Genomic DNA, 15,808 nt, shown 5'->3' with positions numbered 1-15,808 from the left:
GAACCCCATGCCACTGAGACAAGACCTCAAATCCGTCCTCGTCATCGGATCCGGCCCGATCGTCATCGGCCAGGCCTGCGAATTCGACTATTCCGGCACCCAGGCCTGCCGTGTCCTGCGGTCCGAGGGACTGCGCGTCATCCTCATCAACTCCAATCCGGCGACGATCATGACCGACCCGGACATCGCCGATGCCACCTACGTCGAACCGATCGACCCCGAGGTGATCGAGACGATCATCGACAAGGAACGCCCCGATGCGCTCCTGCCGACGCTCGGCGGACAGACCGCCCTCAACGCTGCGATCGCCCTCTACGAATCGGGTGTGCTCGAGAAGTACGGCGTCGAACTGATCGGCGCCGACGTCGACGCCATCCAACGGGGCGAGGATCGGCAGAAGTTCAAGGACATCGCCGTCGACTGCGGCGCCGAGGTGGCCCGTTCGGCCATCTGCCACACCCTCGACGAGGCTCTGGCCGCCGCCGAGGAGCTCAACTACCCCGTCGTCGTCCGTCCCTCCTTCACCATGGGCGGACTCGGTTCGGGCATGGCATACGACGAAACAGACCTGCGCCGCATCGCCGGCGCCGGACTCGCCGACTCCATCACCCACGAGGTGCTGCTCGAGGAGTCGATCCTCGGGTGGAAGGAATACGAGCTCGAGCTCATGCGCGACAACAAGGACAACGTCGTCGTCGTGTGCTCGATCGAGAACGTCGACCCGGTCGGGGTGCACACCGGTGACTCGATCACCGTGGCCCCGGCGCTGACGCTGACCGACCGCGAATACCAGGAGATGCGCGATATCGGCATCGCCATCATCCGTGCCGTGGGTGTCGACACCGGTGGCTGCAACATCCAGTTCGCCGTCGACCCGAAGACCGGGCGGATCATCACCATCGAGATGAACCCACGCGTCTCCCGCTCCTCGGCGCTGGCGTCGAAGGCCACGGGCTTCCCGATCGCGAAGATGGCGGCGAAGCTCGCCGTCGGGTACTCGCTCGATGAGATCCCCAACGACATCACGAAGGTGACCCCGGCCAGCTTCGAACCGACCCTGGACTATGTGGTCGTGAAGATCCCGCGCTTCACCTTCGAGAAGTTCCCGGCCGCGGATCCGACCCTGACGACGACGATGAAATCCGTCGGAGAGGTCATGGCCCTGGGACGCAACTTCACCACCGCTCTGCAGAAGGCGATGCGGTCGCTGGAGCAGAAGGACTCCTCCTTCGGCTGGACCGATCTGCCCGACGTCACCGACGAGGATGTCCGCGAATCCGTGCTCGAAGCGATTTCGCACGCCACCGCCGATCGCATCCACTCCGTCCAGCGGGGCCTGGCCGCCGGACTCACCGCTGCCGAGGTCTTCGACGCCTGCGAGATCGATCCCTGGTACCTCGATCAGATCCAACTCATCAACGAGGTCGCCGCCCATGTCCGCGACGCCGAGGAACTCGACGAGCAGGTGCTGCGGATCGCGAAGAACCACGGCTTCTCCGATGAGCAGATCGCGCAGCTGCGCAGCCTCAGCACCGATGTCGTCACCGGCATCCGTCATGCGCTGCGCGTACGCCCGGTGTTCAAGACCGTCGACACCTGCGCCGGCGAATTCGAAGCGAAGACTCCGTACCACTACTCGTCCTACGACGCCGAGACCGAGGTCATGCCGCGCGACCGACCGGCCGTGATCATCCTCGGTTCGGGCCCGAACCGGATCGGCCAGGGCATCGAATTCGACTACTCGTGCGTGCATGCGACGATGGCGATCTCCTCGGCGGGGTACGAGACGATCATGGTCAACTGCAACCCGGAGACCGTGTCGACCGACTACGACACCGCCGACCGCCTCTACTTCGAACCGCTGACCTTCGAAGACGTCATGGAGATCTACCATGCCGAGCTTGCCGCCGGTGAGGTCCTCGGCGTCGTCTGCACTCTCGGCGGCCAGACTCCGCTCGGGCTGGCCGACCGTCTCAAGGCCGCCGGCGTGCCCGTCCTCGGCACCCAGCCCGAAGCGATCGACCTGGCCGAGGACCGCGGCGAATTCGGTGCGGTGCTCAGCCGTGCCGGACTGACCGCACCGAAGCACGGCACGGCCGTGACCTCTGCAGAGGCCGCGACGATCGCAGAGAACATCGGCTACCCCGTGCTCGTGCGTCCCTCCTACGTCCTCGGCGGGCGGGGGATGCAGATCGTCTACGACCGCACCCAGCTGCTCGACTACATGGCCACGGCCACGGAGATCTCCAGCGACCGTCCCGTGCTCGTCGACCGGTTCCTCGAAGATGCCATCGAAATCGACGTCGATGCGCTCTTCGACGGAGAGCAGGTCTACATCGGCGGCATCATGGAGCACATTGAGGAAGCGGGAATCCACTCCGGTGACTCCGCATGCGTGCTTCCGTCGCTGACTCTGGGCGAGGACGTCCTCGAACGCGTCCGTCAGGGCACGAAGGCCATCGCCGAAGGCGTGGGGGTGCGCGGACTGCTCAACATCCAGTTCGCCATCGCCGCCGACGTCCTCCACGTCATCGAAGCCAACCCCCGCGCCTCACGCACCGTGCCGTTCGTGTCGAAGGCGACCTCGACGCAGCTGGCCAAGGCCGCCGCACTCATCGCGGTGGGACGGACCATCGCGGATCTGCGCGGTGACCTGCTGGCTGCAGAGGGCGATGGGTCCACACTGCCGCTGGACCACCCGATCGCCGTCAAGGAGGCGGTCCTTCCCTTCCGTCGCTTCCGCACCGTCGAAGGCAAGATCGTCGATTCGATCCTCGGCCCGGAGATGCGGTCGACCGGTGAGGTCATGGGCATCGACCACAACTTCCCGACCGCGTTCGCCAAGGGTCTCCTCGGGGCCGGAGTGAAGCTGCCGACCTCGGGAACCGTATTCGTCTCCGTCGCCGACCGCGACAAGCGCGCCATGGTGCTGCCGGTCAAGGAACTCGTCGACATGGGCTTCGACGTCGTCGCGACCACCGGAACCGCGGCCGTGCTCTCGCGCTACGGGATCAAGACCACACAGGTGCACAAGCACTTCGAAGCCGACGCCGAGGACCGCACGGTCATCGACTATCTCACTGCGGGCACCATCGACATGGTCATCAACGTGCCTTCGGGCCGGCAGGAACGCGCCGACGGCTACGAGATCCGTGCCGCCGCGACCGCGAACTCCGTGCCGTTGATCACCACGCTGGCCGAATTCGCCGCCGCGGTGACCTCCCTCGAAGTGGTTCGGGACGAGAAGTTCGACGTCCGCAGCCTGCAGGACTGGAGCGCCTGATGTTCGGCACCCGACTGGCCGCAGCCATGGCGAAGCACGGACCGCTGTGCGTGGGCATCGACCCGCACGAGCATCTGCTTCAGTCCTGGGGGCTGCCGCGCAGCGCGGCCGGTGTGCGGGAGTTCGCTCTGCGCACGATCGAGGAATTGCAGGGAACGGTCGCCGCGGTCAAACCGCAGTCGGCGTTCTTCGAACAGTACGGCTCGGCCGGTGTGGCCGCTCTCGAAGAGACCCTCGCCGCGGCGCGGGAAGCCGGGATACTCACCGTCCTCGACATCAAGCGCGGCGACATCGGGTCGACGATGGGAGCCTATGCGAAGGCGTACCTCGATCCCGCCTCGGCGCTGGCGGCCGATTCGATCACCGTCTCGCCTTACCTCGGATTCGGAGCTCTGGAGCCGGCATTCGAACTCGCCTCCGCCCATGGCAGGGGAGTGTTCGTCCTCGCTCTGACCTCGAACCCGGAAGGCAGAGAGATCCAGCACGCACAGGGACGCGGCGGATCCGTGGCCGGGACGATCGTGACCCAGGTCGCCGAACGCAATGCGCAGGCCCTGGCGGCAGCGGCGGAGCCCGCGGGGCCGGTCGGACCCTTCGGGCTCGTCGTCGGAGCCACCATCGGAGAGGCCGCGCGGAAGCTGGGATTCGACCCGGTCGACTGCGGGGGTCCGATCCTGGCACCCGGCGTCGGCGCGCAGGGAGCGGGCATCGGTGAGCTGCGGGCCGTCTTCGGCGACGAAGCCCTGGCTTCGGGACAGGTGCTCGCCACGGCTTCCCGGGCAGTGCTCGGGGCCGGACCGGAAGGGCTGGCCGATGCTGCACGGGAGCTCAACCGCACGCTCTCAATGCTGAACTGACGCCGCCTGTGTCCGGGCCGCTGCGGCGGCCGCGGACACGGCGGCGGCGGTTCCCGGATGGACGAAAACGAGGCCACGGAGAGTTTAATTCCGTTGGTTGCGCATCTCCGCGGGGATTTTGTCTTAGACTGAGACAACTTCCCTACCTGCCCGTTCATGGTGACAGAGGAGATAATGTGGCACTCGAACCGTTGACCCCGCAACAGCGAACCGCTGCTCTGGACAAGGCGTTCAAGGCACGTCAGGCACGAGCCGAAGTGAAGTCGGCACTGAAGAACGGTGATACCGATCTCGCCGCCGTGCTCAAAAAGGCCGCTGACGACGAGGCTCTCGCGAAGATGCGGGTGCTCGATCTGCTGCGCGCCCTGCCCGGTGTCGGCGACCGCCGCGCCGAAGCAGCGATGGAAGAGGTCGGCATCGCCACCTCACGGAGGATCAAGGGCCTGGGCGTGCACCAGAAGTCCGCCCTGTTGGAGAAATATTCCTGAGTGTGACAACCTCAGATCTGTGAATAATCGACTCACCGTCCTCGCGGGTCCGACCGCCGTCGGAAAAGGCACCATCAGCACGTACATCCGGCAGAATCACCCCGCGGTCTGGTTCTCCGTCTCCGCCACCACACGGCCCAGACGCCCCGGCGAAGTCGACGGTGTCCATTATCACTTCCTCTCCGACGATGACTTCGACGCGCTCATCGCCGCCGGCCAGCTGCTCGAGTACGCGGTCGTGCACGGGCGGCACCGCTACGGGACTCCGTCCGCTCCGGTGCAGGAGAAGCTCGACGCGGGAGTCCCGGCGCTGCTCGAGATCGACCTGCAGGGAGCCCGGCAGGTCAAGGAGAAGATGCCCGACGCCCGGTTCGTCTTCCTCGCCCCGCCCAGCTGGGACGAACTCGTATCCCGGCTCACCGGGCGCGGCACCGAATCCGCGGAGGAGCAGGAGCGCCGATTGGCCACAGCGAAGCGCGAACTCGCCGCCGAATCCGAGTTCGACGTGACCATCATCAACGACCACGTTCGCACTGCGGCCGAAGAACTCCTATCATTGATGGGTATATCCACCTCCGATTAGATGGGAATCTCCTTGCCCGCACAGCCCGAAGGCATCACCAATCCTCCGATCGACGATCTGCTCAGCGTCACCGGATCGAAGTACGAACTCGTCTCGATCGCGGCCAAGCGCGCTCGGCAGATCAACTCCTACTACGCCCAGCTGCAGGAGGGACTGCTCGAAAACGTCGGTCCCCTCGTCACCCCGGGCACCAACGAGAAGCCGCTGTCGATCGCTCTGCGTGAGGTCAACGAGTCGAAGATCGTCGCCCGCGAAGTCTCCGAAGAGGACTTCCTCCAGGCCGTACCGGAGACCGAGACGCCCGCACCCGTGAGCAACGACGGCGCGATCGACTTCAGCGACCAGTGAGAACCGTACTCGGCGTCGCCGGTGGGATCGCCGCCTACAAAGCGGCACACATCATCCGGCGACTCCGGGAACTCGACCACAGCGTCAAGGTCGTGCCCACGGCCAATGCGCTCAACTTCGTCGGTGCCCCCACCTTCGAGGCCCTGTCCGGCCAGACCGTGACCACCGACGTCTTCGATGAGATCGACACCGTCAACCATGTCCGCATCGGGCAGGACGCCGAACTCGTCATCATCGCTCCCGCGACCGCGAACCTCATCGCGAAGATCGCCGCGGGAATCGCCGACGATCTGCTGACAGCGACCGTCCTGACCACCACCGCCGAGGTCGTCGTGGCACCGGCCATGCACACGGAGATGTGGCAGAACCCCGCCACCGTCGCCAACATCGCGACCCTGCGCGCCAGGGGAGTCCACGTCCTCGAACCGGCCGTCGGCCGACTCACCGGACCCGATTCGGGCCCCGGACGGCTGCCCGAACCCGAGGACGTCGTCGCCTACGCCCTGTCCGTCGCCGATGCCGCAGGCTCGGCCGACGCGGCCCCGGGCACCGGACACGCTGGGCAGAGCCTGGACGGCCGCCGCATCGTCATCAGCGCCGGCGGCACCCGTGAGGCCCTCGACCCGGTCCGCTTCCTCGGCAATCGCTCCTCGGGCAAACAGGGCATCGCCTTGGCCCGAGCCGCCCGAGCCGCCGGCGCCGAAGTCGAACTCGTGGCGGCGAACATCGACTCCGGGCTGCTCACCGACCTGCCCGCAGGGACCACCGTCACCCCGGTCGAATCCACCCTGGAGCTGCAGACGGCGATGCGCGCCTCCCAGCCGGACGCCGATGCCCTCATCATGGCCGCGGCTGTCGCCGACTACCGACCGGAGGAGACGACCGAGTCGAAGATGAAGAAGACCGGCGACGACGGTCTGACGCTGCGTCTCGTGCAGAACCCGGACATCCTGCGCGGCCTCGTCGATGACCGAATCGGCACCCAGCTCATCATCGGCTTCGCCGCCGAAACCGGAGACGCACAGACGACAGCCCTCGACTACGCCCGTGCGAAATTCGAGCGCAAGGGCGTCGACCTGCTCGTGTTCAACGACGTCTCCGACGACCGTGCCTTCGGTCACGACCACACCGCGGTTCAGATCATCGGCTCCGCCGCCGGTGAGATCACCGTCGGTGAGGAATTCCAGGGTTCGAAAGACGATGTTTCACAAAAGGTCATTGCTACCCTGGCCGAACAGCTCACCCACTTAGAATCGACACCGTGACTCAATCAAATCTTCGCTTCTTCTCATCCGAGTCCGTCACCGAGGGACATCCCGACAAGATCTGCGACCAGATCAGTGATGCGGTGCTCGACGACCTGCTGGCGCAGGACCCCAACGCCAAGGTGGCCGTGGAGACCATGGTGACCACCGGACTCGTCCACGTCGCCGGTGAGGTCAACACCGCCGCCTACGCCGATGTGGCCGGAATCGTTCGCAGCCTCATCACCGGAATCGGCTACGACTCCTCCGACACCGGCTTCGACGGCCGTTCCTGCGGAGTCTCCGTGTCCATCGGCAGCCAGTCCACGGACATCCACTCCGGAGTCACGAACCCGCTGGACTTCCGCGAAGCCGTCGCCTCCGACGACCACGGAACGAGCCTCGGTGCTGGCGACCAGGGGCTGATGTTCGGCTACGCCGACAACTCCACCGATGTGCTCATGCCGCTGCCGATCCACCTGGCCTCCCGGATGGCCGAGCAGCTCTCTGCGGTGCGCAAATCGGGACGCCTCGACTACCTGCGCCCCGACGGGAAGACTCAGCTGACCCTCGGCTACGACGGCGACGAAGCCGTGACGATCGAGAACGTCGTCGTGTCCACCCAGCATTCGGCCGAGACGAACCAGGCTCAGCTGCACTCCGAGATCAGGGAACTGGTCATCGACCCGGTTCTCGCTGGTTCGGGCCTCGACACGAGTGAGGCGAACATCCACATCAACCCGGCGGGGCCCTTCGTCACCGGCGGACCGATGGGCGATGCCGGACTGACAGGGCGGAAGATCATCGTCGACACCTACGGCGGTTTCTCCCGCCACGGCGGCGGCGCCTTCTCCGGCAAAGACCCGTCGAAAGTCGACCGTTCGGCCGCGTATGCGATGCGATGGGTGGCGAAGAACGTCGTCGCCGCCGGACTCGCCGACCGTGCCGAGGTCCAGGTGTCCTACGCCATCGGCCGCGTCGACCCGATGGGCCTCTACGTGGAGACCTTCGGCACCGAGAAGGTCGATCCCCAGAAGATCTCCGCCGCCATCCGTGAGGTCTTCGACCTCCGCCCGGCGATGATCATCGCCGAACTCGACCTGCTCCGCCCGATCTACTCGCAGACCTCGACCTACGGCCACTTCGGTCGTGAGCTGCCGGACTTCACCTGGGAGGTCACGGACCGCGCCGACGACCTGCTGCGCGCCGTGTCCGCCCACTGAGCCTGGCGTTCCAGAGTGGACGAACCCCTTCCGATCGACACCGGCACCTCGGCCGAAGGCCAGGTGCCGCTGGCGTCTGAGAACCCGGTCGCGCGCGTGCTCGTCGACCATCCCGTCCCGCACCTGGCACGGACCTTCGACTATGCCGTGCCCGAAAAGCTCGCCGAGGCGGCCCTGCCCGGAGTACGAGTGCGGGTGAAGTTCGCCGGTCGGCTCCGCGACGGCTACCTCGTCGAACGGGTCGACTCCTCCGACCACCTGGGACCGCTCGCGACGATCCAACGCCTCAGCGGCCCCGTGCAGGTCCTCGGCCCCGACCTGCTCGCCCTGTGCGAAGCCACGGCGCGCCGTTACGGCGGCACCCTGGCCGATGTCCTCCGCTTGGCGATCCCGCCCCGCCACGCGCGAGGCGAGAAGACCGTCCTTCGAGCCGAGACGTCCCAGAACCCGAAACCGGCAGACGCCCCTGACCGGTCGCGGGACGCTTCCCGGGCGGAACCGGAGACCGGTGACGGCACACCGGCCGACGACGAAGCCGGCGGGGGCACGAATCTGCTGGGCCGCCTCGGCGACTGGGTCCTCAACGCCGAGATCGATCCGCCGCCTGCCGATCAGACTCCGCGGCGACGTGTCCTGGCCGCAACCCCCGGTGCGACGCCCGGGATGAGCTGGATCCGGGCGGGACTGGCCGCAGCACGCCAGACTCTGGCGGCCGGGAAGTCCGTGCTGTGGCTCGTGCCCGATCACCGTGAACTCCTGGTCCTGCAGGCGAGCCTGACCGCCGCCGAGATCACCGAGGTGTCCGTGCTCAGCGCCGACCAGTCACCCGAACAGCGGTGGCAGGCCTGGCTGCGCGGCCTCCTCGGCCACACCCGCCTGACCATCGGCACCCGCGCCGCGGCCTTCGCGCCGCTGCGCGATCTCGGCCTCATCATCTGCACCGACGATGCCAACCGCAACTACCTCGACCAGCATGCCCCCTACCCGCACGCCCGCGAGGTCAGCCTGCTGCGTTCGACGATCGAGGACACCGAGCTGTTCTTCGTCTCCACCGACCGCAGCGCCGAGGTGCAGCGCCTCGTCGAGATCGGATGGCTGGCCGACATCACCCCGACCGGGCCGGCACGCCGACACTCCGCCCCCCTCGTCTTCGTCCCCGACGAAGACCGCGACCCCTTCGCCTGGCAGCGCATCCCCAGCCGGGCATGGCAGATCATGCGCACCGCCCTGCGACCGCGACCGCGCGACGGCGGAGTCCCCGGGCCCGTGCTCGTCCAGGTGCCCCGCTCCGGGTACTACCCCGTGTTCGCCTGCGCCCGCTGTCAGGAAGTCGCTCGCTGCCCGCGCTGTCAGGAGACGCTGACCACCCAATCCGAGGTCGGACCCTTCGCCTGCCGTGCCTGCGGATACCATTCGGAGACCTTCAGCTGCGCGCGCTGCCGGTCGAACCAGGTGCGCTCCATCGTGCGCGGGCGGGCCCGCACCGTCGAAGAGCTGCGCCGGGCGCTGCCCGACACCGAGATCATCGAATCCGGGGGAGACGAGATCTCCGCAGTCCTCGACGAGACGCCGCGGCTCGTCGTCGCCACGACCGGCGCCGAACCCTATGTGCTCGGCGGCTATGCGGCGGCGATCCTGCTGGACTCCCTGTGGCCGGGACCGTGGATGCGCTCGATCGACGAGAGCGTGGCCAGGCGGCTGCGCGCCGCCGCGCTCGTGCGCTCGCGCGAACAGGGCGGAACCGTCTATCTCGGTGACGAAGACGAACTCATCCGCTCGACCCTGACCGCCTTCGATCCGGTCACTTTCATGTCCCGTCAACTGGCCGACAGGAAGGTGCTGGGGTTCCCGCCCTACCGGCGCATCCTCGAACTCACCGGAGCCGGCACCGACATCGATGCCGTCCTCACCGAGATCGGTGAGGTGGGCGAGATCGACGAGCTGCTGCGCGATGAAGCCGAGGACGGTCAGCGCAGCGTCTGCGCCTACCCGATTGCGGCGGGAGATCGCATCGGAACCCGAATGGCCGAGATCACCGCATCCCGCTCGGCGAAGAAGCAGCCGCAGGTTCGGGCACGCATCGACGATCCCCGGTCACTGTGACGACTCGGCCACGCAGTAGAATCCGAGGCGTGGATATCGTCTTCGCCGGAACCCCGGATGTCGCAGTTCCCGCCCTCGAGGCCCTCGCCGAATCCGAGCACCGCATCCGTGCGGTGCTCACCCGACCCGATGCCCCGGTCGGGCGCAAGCGGGTGCTCACCCCGTCACCGGTGAAGACCCGGGCGCTCGAACTCGGACTCACCGTCATCGAGGCCGACAGGCTGCGCGGAGAGGTCATCTCCGATTTGCGCGCCCTCGAGGTCGACGCCGTCGCCGTGGTGGCCTTCGGCGCCATCGCCGGACCTGCTGCTCTGAGCACGGCCCGGCTCGGCTGGTACAACCTCCACTTCTCCCTGCTGCCTGCCTACCGCGGGGCGGCCCCGGTGCAGCGGGCCCTCATCGACGGTGCGGCTCGCAGCGGAGTCAGCGTCTTCCGGATCGACGAAGGCATGGACACCGGGCCCGTGCTCCGCCGCCTCGAACTCGACCTCGACCACCCGGATGTCGCAGCGGCCCTCGACGACTACGCCCGCCGCGGAGCGGTCGAACTCGTCACCGCCTTCGACAGCCTGGCCGCCGGCACCGCAGTGGAGACTCCGCAGACCGGTGCGGCCAGCTGTGCAGAGAAGATCACCGTCGCCGACGCCCACCTCGACCTGCGGGCTCCCGCCGACCGTGTCGTCGATCGGGCCCGCGGCACCAGCCCGGCACCGGGCCCCTGGGTGGAACTGAACGGCAAACGCACCAAGCTCTTCGGCCTCGCCCTCGCCCCGGAAACCACCGAGGAGGCCATGGCAGCCGCACCGGTCGGAACCCTGACGAGTTGGAACAGGACCCCGATTCTGCGCTGCGGGGACGGCTGGGTCACGGTCGCCGGGATCCAACCCTTCGGCAAGCCCCGCATGGACGCCGGTGACTTCCTGCGCGGTCACGGCGACATCACCTTCGATCCGCACACCGAGCAGGAAGCATAAGAGCCATGGCCGAGACTTCAGGCAACAGCGGCGTCCCGGGCGGACGTCGAGGCAACGACCGGGGCCGCGGAAGCGACCGCCGAGGCGGCAACCGCCGCAGCGACGACCGGGGCCGCGGAAGCGACCGCCGAGGCGGCAATCGCAGAGGCGACCGGGGCCGCCCGGGCCGCGAAGCGCCGCAGGACGAACGCATCGGCAAGAACCTGCCGCGGCGGATCGCCTGGGAGGTCCTGCTCGACGTCGCGACGAAGGACGCCTATGCGAACCTGCTCCTGCCCGCGAAACTCGCCCGCACCCATCTCAACGCCCAGGACGCCGCCTTCACCACCGAACTGACCTACGGGGCGCTGCGGCGGCAGAAGTTCTACGACGCGGTCATCACGATCGCCGCCTCCCGCGCCATCGACGAGATCGACCCCGAACCCCTGGCCGCGATGCGTCTGGGCGCCCACCAGCTGCTGTCGATGCGAGTCCCCGACCATGCGGCCCTGTCCGAGACCGTCGCCGTCGTCAAGCGCTCGGCGGCCAAGACCGCGGGATTCGTCAATGCGGTGCTGCGCCGCATCTCCGAAGCCGATCACGACGAATGGCTCGCGCGGGTCACCGCGAACGTCTCCGAGACCACACGACTGGCGATCGAACACTCCCACCCCGAATGGATCGTGCGGGCACTGACCCAAGCACTCAAAGGCCACGAATGCGATGCCGACGAGCTCGAAGCTCTGCTCATCGCCGACAACGCTCCCGCCAGGGTCGGACTCAGCGCTCTGCCCGGACTCATCGACCGCTGCGAGCTGCCCGGCGACGCGACCGAGCTGTCACCGATCGGCGTGACCATGGACACCGCTGTGCCCCGCGATGTCCGGGCCGTGGCCGATGGACGGGCGCGCGTCCAGGACGAAGGATCGGCCCTCGTCGCTCTCGCCCTGGCCGAGGTCGATGCTCCTGCGGGTCCCTGGGCCGACCTGTGTGCCGGGCCCGGAGGCAAGGCCGCGGTCCTCGGTGCCGCGGCCGCCGCAGAATCGGTCCGGCTCGAAGCCTTCGACTCCAGCGACCACCGCGCCGAACTCGTCCGGGACTCGACTCAGGCCCTCGACAACGTCAGCGTCGAAGTCCGCGACGGCCGCCGGGTGCGCGGACCCTACTCCAAAGTGCTCGTCGACGTGCCCTGCTCCGGTCTCGGCGCCCTGCGCCGGCGGCCCGAAGCCCGCTATCGCAGACAGCCCTCGGACATCACCGCCCTGTCCGGTCTGCAGTCCGAGCTGCTCGGCGCCGCCCTCGACGCCTGCGCGCCCGGGGGTGTGGTGGCGTATTCGACGTGCTCACCGCACTTCGCCGAAACCGTGCTCATCGTCGACGAGGTCCTGCGCCGACGAGCGAAGTCCGGCACCGACGACGTCGAGTTCCTCGATGCTCCGTCCGTGCTCGAGGCGATCACCGGCACACAGGCGCAGTCGTTCGCTTCGGTCTCCCGAGGTGAGGGCCGCTGCGCTCAGCTGTGGCCCCATGTGCACAACACCGATGGAATGTTCCTCGCTCTCCTGCGAAAGGCGAAATGACCCATGGCAATCGACATCAACCCGAGCATCCTGTCCTCGGACTTCTCCGACCTGCGCGGTGAGCTCGACAAGATCAGCACCGCGGACATGGCCCATATCGACGTGATGGACAACCATTTCGTGCCGAACCTCACCTTCGGCCCGCCCGTCGTCGAACGCATCCGCGCGATCTCCCCGATCCCGCTCGACGCCCACCTGATGATCGCCGATGCCGACCGCAACGCTCCCGTGTACGCGGAGATCGGCTGTGCCTCGGTGACCTTCCACGCCGAGGCGGCCGCCGCACCCGTGCGCCTGGCCCGTGAGCTGCGCAAGCTCGGTGCCAAAGCGAGCCTCGCGCTCAAACCGGCGACCCCGATCGAACCGTTCATCGACCTCCTCGGCGAGTTCGACCAGATCCTCATCATGACCGTCGAACCCGGATTCGGCGGACAGAAGTTCCTCGATCTCTGCCTGCCGAAGATCCGCCGCACCCGGCAGGCGATCTCGGCCTCCGGCCTGGAGATCCGTCTGCAGGTCGACGGGGGAGTGTCCGCGTCGACGATCGACCGTGTCGTCGACGCCGGCGCCGACGTCCTCGTCGCCGGTTCCGCCGTCTACGGAGCCGAGGATGCCGCCGCGGCGATCAGCGAACTGCGCACCCTGGCCGAAGCCCACACCCACTGACCGCACCGGGCCGCCCACCCCGGGCCCACCCTCTCAGGAGAGCCGCCGATGGACCTGTTCGACTGGTTGAACACCCCCGCATTCGAGTTGCTGGGCAAACCCGTGCCCTACTCCGATCTGTTCGGCAACATCTGCGCACTGGCCACGGTCGTGCTCGCTCTGCGACGCAACATCCTGTCCTGGCCGGTGCAGATCCTCGGGTCGATCCTGCTGTTCTCCGCGAGCATCTCCGCCGGACTCGGAGGCAACGCCTCCCGGCAGGTCGTCATCATCGTCGCCGCCGTCTGGGGCTGGACGCAATGGAAGAAGTCGAAAGAGGCCTCCGGCGAGGTCATTGTCAGGTGGGCGAGCTGGAAGGAGCGCGGACTGCTCGTGGCCGGCCTGCTCATCGGCACCGGTGTCTTCGGCTGGGTGCTCGCTCAGGGCGGTTGGTCATGGAATCCGTACCCCGACGCCTACATCTTCATCGGCTCGGTTGTCGCGATGTACGCACAGGGGCGGGCGATCGTCGAGTTCTGGTTCGTGTGGCTGGCCGTCGACCTTGTGGGCATCCCCCTGGCAGTGGCCGGAGGGCTCGTGTTCTCCGGAGCCGTCTACCTCGTCTTCCTCATCATGGTCATCCTCGGCCTCATCGACTGGTCGAAACGCTCGAGGCAGACGATCTCGGCACCGCACCGCTCGGCCACCGACATCGGCCGCGACCCCGAAGCCTGAACTGCGATCGGGAGTTCGCTGCGACGGTGTGCAGGCGCCCGCAGGCTGGTCATCGCAGACAGCGCCTGCTTGGGCCCGCAGCCAGGACATCGCCGGCAGCGCCCGCCGGTGCGGTTCGCAACGTGAGACCCCGCATGCTTCACCCCGAGACGATGCATTAGGCTGGACGGGTGAAGACCTTTGACTCTCTCTACGCCGAACTCCTGCAGAAATCCCACGATCGTCCAGCCGATTCGAAGACCGTGGCCGAACTCGACGCCGGAGTCCATGCGATCGGCAAGAAGGTCGTGGAAGAGGCCGCCGAGGTGTGGATGGCCGCCGAATACGAATCCGAGGACGAGCTCGCCGAGGAGATCTCGCAGCTGCTCTACCACGTGCAGGTGATGATGATCGCCAAGGGACTCACCCTCGACGACGTCAACGCCCACCTCTGAGACGCTCCTGCGAACTCCACTCCGACCACATCGAACTCCAAAGGGACCCCATGCTGCGTGTAGCCGTGCCCAACAAGGGCGCACTGTCCGAAGCCGCCTCCGAAATGCTCAGCGAGGCCGGATACTCCACTCGACGCGGAACCAAGACGCTGGTCCATCAAGATGAAGTCAACGGGGTCGAACTCTTCTACCTGCGTCCACGCGACATCGCCGTCTACGTCGGCTCCGGCATCCTCGACGCCGGCATCACCGGCCGTGACCTGCTGCTGGAATCGAAGGCCGAGGCCCAGGAAGTGCTCGGCCTCGGGTTCGGTGCCTCCCGCTTCTTCTACGCCGGCGCCGTCGGCAGCTTCACCTCCCCGGAGGAGCTGCGAGGGGCACGCATCGCCACGAGCTTCCCGAACCTCGTCTCCGCCGACCTGGCCGAGCGCGGCATCGACGCGACGACCGTGCAGCTCGACGGCGCGATCGAAGTCTCGATCCAGCTCGGCGTCGCCGACGCCGTCGCCGATGTCGTCGAAACCGGCTCGACGCTGCGTGCTGCCGGGCTCGAGACCTTCGGCGAGCCGCTGCTCGAATCCGAAGGCGTGCTCATCCAGCGTGCCGGGGCCGAAGACCGCATCGGGGTGCTCAAACGCCGCCTCGAATCCGTCATGGTCGCCCGCCAGTACGTGCTCGTCGACTACAACATCGAACAGCGTCTCGTGCCCGAGGCGATCTCGCTGACCCCCGGTCTCGAATCCCCGACCGTCTCACCGCTGCAGGAGACCGGATGGGTCGCCGTGCGCGTCATGGTCGAGGCGAAGGAAGTCAACAACGTGATGGACCGACTCTACGGTGTCGGTGCCCGCGCGATTCTGGTGACGAACATTGGCGCCTGCCGAATCTGATCTGGCCGTCTTCCGGCCCCGACAGGTGCGCATCATCGGCATCGTCGGCGCCATCGCCGTCACGCTCGGATTCCTGATCCTGTCCGTGGCGCTGCTCGTCGTGGACTGGGAGCCCTGGACCGTGCTCGACATGGTGTGGATGAACCTGCTCGGCGTCCTCTTCGGCCTCGCCCTGCTGCGCATCGCGGACATCCAGGCCCGCCCCACCGAGAAGGGGCTCGTGGTCAAGAACATGGTGCGCACCCACCGCTTCGACTGGGGACAGATCCTCGGGGTGGCGTTCTCACCCGAAGGCGACGACCCCTGGCCGCTGCTCGATCTCAGCGACGGCACCACCTGCGCGGTGATGGCGATCCAGCATGCCGATGGACCCCGCGCCCATGCGGAGGTCGCACGATTGCGTATGCTCATCAGCAGAAGCACCCACTTCAAGGAGGAATAG

General features: G+C 67.4%; 15 protein-coding genes. All 15 read left to right on the top strand.

The window, feature by feature from the left end:
* The first annotated feature begins 7 nt into the window (after positions 1 to 7).
* The 15 genes from carB (at position 8) to EB836_RS13000 (ending at position 15,808) form a co-directional block, all read left to right on the top strand.
* Complete coding sequence (carB, locus tag EB836_RS13070; RefSeq protein ID WP_135541084.1) at positions 8 to 3,283, top strand: carbamoyl-phosphate synthase large subunit; 3,276 nt, start codon at positions 8 to 10, stop codon at positions 3,281 to 3,283.
* Entirely contained in the window at positions 3,283 to 4,140 is an 858-nt protein-coding gene (gene pyrF, locus EB836_RS13065) for an orotidine-5'-phosphate decarboxylase (RefSeq protein ID WP_135541082.1), read from the top strand. Before carB ends, pyrF begins: the two co-directional genes overlap by 1 nt.
* Positions 4,141 to 4,316: 176 nt before the next feature.
* Positions 4,317 to 4,628 (top strand): integration host factor, actinobacterial type, encoded by a 312-nt coding sequence (gene mihF / locus EB836_RS13060; protein ID WP_135541080.1) that lies wholly within the window; start codon positions 4,317 to 4,319, stop codon positions 4,626 to 4,628.
* 19 nt (positions 4,629 to 4,647) lie between these two features.
* A complete protein-coding gene (gmk, locus tag EB836_RS13055; protein WP_135541078.1) occupies positions 4,648 to 5,211 on the top strand; it encodes a guanylate kinase in 564 nt (187 codons plus the stop codon).
* Between the two features lie 12 nt (positions 5,212 to 5,223).
* Entirely contained in the window at positions 5,224 to 5,559 is a 336-nt protein-coding gene (rpoZ, locus tag EB836_RS13050; protein WP_240689955.1) for a DNA-directed RNA polymerase subunit omega, read from the top strand.
* Positions 5,556 to 6,824, top strand: a complete 1,269-nt coding sequence (gene coaBC, locus EB836_RS13045; RefSeq protein WP_135541075.1) for a bifunctional phosphopantothenoylcysteine decarboxylase/phosphopantothenate--cysteine ligase CoaBC — start codon at positions 5,556 to 5,558, stop codon at positions 6,822 to 6,824. Before rpoZ ends, coaBC begins: the two co-directional genes overlap by 4 nt.
* Positions 6,821 to 8,026 (top strand): methionine adenosyltransferase, encoded by a 1,206-nt coding sequence (gene metK, locus EB836_RS13040; RefSeq protein ID WP_135541073.1) that lies wholly within the window; start codon positions 6,821 to 6,823, stop codon positions 8,024 to 8,026. Before coaBC ends, metK begins: the two co-directional genes overlap by 4 nt.
* A gap of 15 nt (positions 8,027 to 8,041) precedes the next feature.
* Positions 8,042 to 10,129 carry a primosomal protein N' gene (locus EB836_RS13035; protein WP_135541071.1) on the top strand — a complete coding sequence of 696 codons (2,088 nt, stop codon included), beginning with the start codon at positions 8,042 to 8,044 and terminating at the stop codon, positions 10,127 to 10,129.
* Between the two features lie 29 nt (positions 10,130 to 10,158).
* On the top strand, positions 10,159 to 11,103 hold the full coding sequence (locus tag EB836_RS13030) for a methionyl-tRNA formyltransferase (RefSeq protein ID WP_135541069.1): 945 nt from the start codon (positions 10,159 to 10,161) through the stop codon (positions 11,101 to 11,103).
* Positions 11,104 to 11,108: 5 nt separating this feature from the next.
* Positions 11,109 to 12,662, top strand: coding sequence for a transcription antitermination factor NusB (locus tag EB836_RS13025; RefSeq protein WP_135541068.1), 1,554 nt, complete (start codon positions 11,109 to 11,111; stop codon positions 12,660 to 12,662).
* A gap of 3 nt (positions 12,663 to 12,665) precedes the next feature.
* The gene (gene rpe, locus EB836_RS13020) at positions 12,666 to 13,328 is read left to right on the top strand and encodes a ribulose-phosphate 3-epimerase (RefSeq protein ID WP_135541066.1); all 663 of its coding nucleotides are present in this window, start codon (positions 12,666 to 12,668) and stop codon (positions 13,326 to 13,328) included.
* Between the two features lie 48 nt (positions 13,329 to 13,376).
* Positions 13,377 to 14,042, top strand: coding sequence for a nicotinamide mononucleotide transporter family protein (locus tag EB836_RS13015; protein ID WP_135541064.1), 666 nt, complete (start codon positions 13,377 to 13,379; stop codon positions 14,040 to 14,042).
* Positions 14,043 to 14,212: 170 nt separating this feature from the next.
* Positions 14,213 to 14,476, top strand: coding sequence for a phosphoribosyl-ATP diphosphatase (locus tag EB836_RS13010; protein WP_135541062.1), 264 nt, complete (start codon positions 14,213 to 14,215; stop codon positions 14,474 to 14,476).
* Positions 14,477 to 14,526: 50 nt separating this feature from the next.
* The gene (hisG, locus tag EB836_RS13005) at positions 14,527 to 15,366 is read left to right on the top strand and encodes an ATP phosphoribosyltransferase (RefSeq protein ID WP_135541060.1); all 840 of its coding nucleotides are present in this window, start codon (positions 14,527 to 14,529) and stop codon (positions 15,364 to 15,366) included.
* Entirely contained in the window at positions 15,347 to 15,808 is a 462-nt protein-coding gene (locus tag EB836_RS13000) for a PH domain-containing protein (protein ID WP_135541059.1), read from the top strand. The genes hisG and EB836_RS13000 overlap by 20 nt, the downstream gene beginning before the upstream one ends.

Origin of the sequence: Brevibacterium sp. S111 (genome assembly GCF_004745075.1) — a bacterium.
Taxonomy (GTDB): domain Bacteria; phylum Actinomycetota; class Actinomycetes; order Actinomycetales; family Brevibacteriaceae; genus Brevibacterium.
Note: the sequence above shows the minus strand (reverse complement) of the source record. Positions and strands in the feature narration are given on the sequence as shown.

Excerpts from the sequence above, each read along its gene's own strand:
- carB (WP_135541084.1), top strand. The coding sequence starts at position 8 with ATGCCACTGAGACAAGACCTCAAATCCGTCCTCGTCATCGGATCCGGC.
- pyrF (WP_135541082.1), top strand. The coding sequence starts at position 3,283 with ATGTTCGGCACCCGACTGGCCGCAGCCATGGCGAAGCACGGACCGCTG.
- EB836_RS13025 (WP_135541068.1), top strand. The coding sequence starts at position 11,109 with ATGGCCGAGACTTCAGGCAACAGCGGCGTCCCGGGCGGACGTCGAGGC.
- rpe (WP_135541066.1), top strand. The coding sequence starts at position 12,666 with ATGGCAATCGACATCAACCCGAGCATCCTGTCCTCGGACTTCTCCGAC.
- EB836_RS13015 (WP_135541064.1), top strand. The coding sequence starts at position 13,377 with ATGGACCTGTTCGACTGGTTGAACACCCCCGCATTCGAGTTGCTGGGC.
- hisG (WP_135541060.1), top strand. The coding sequence starts at position 14,527 with ATGCTGCGTGTAGCCGTGCCCAACAAGGGCGCACTGTCCGAAGCCGCC.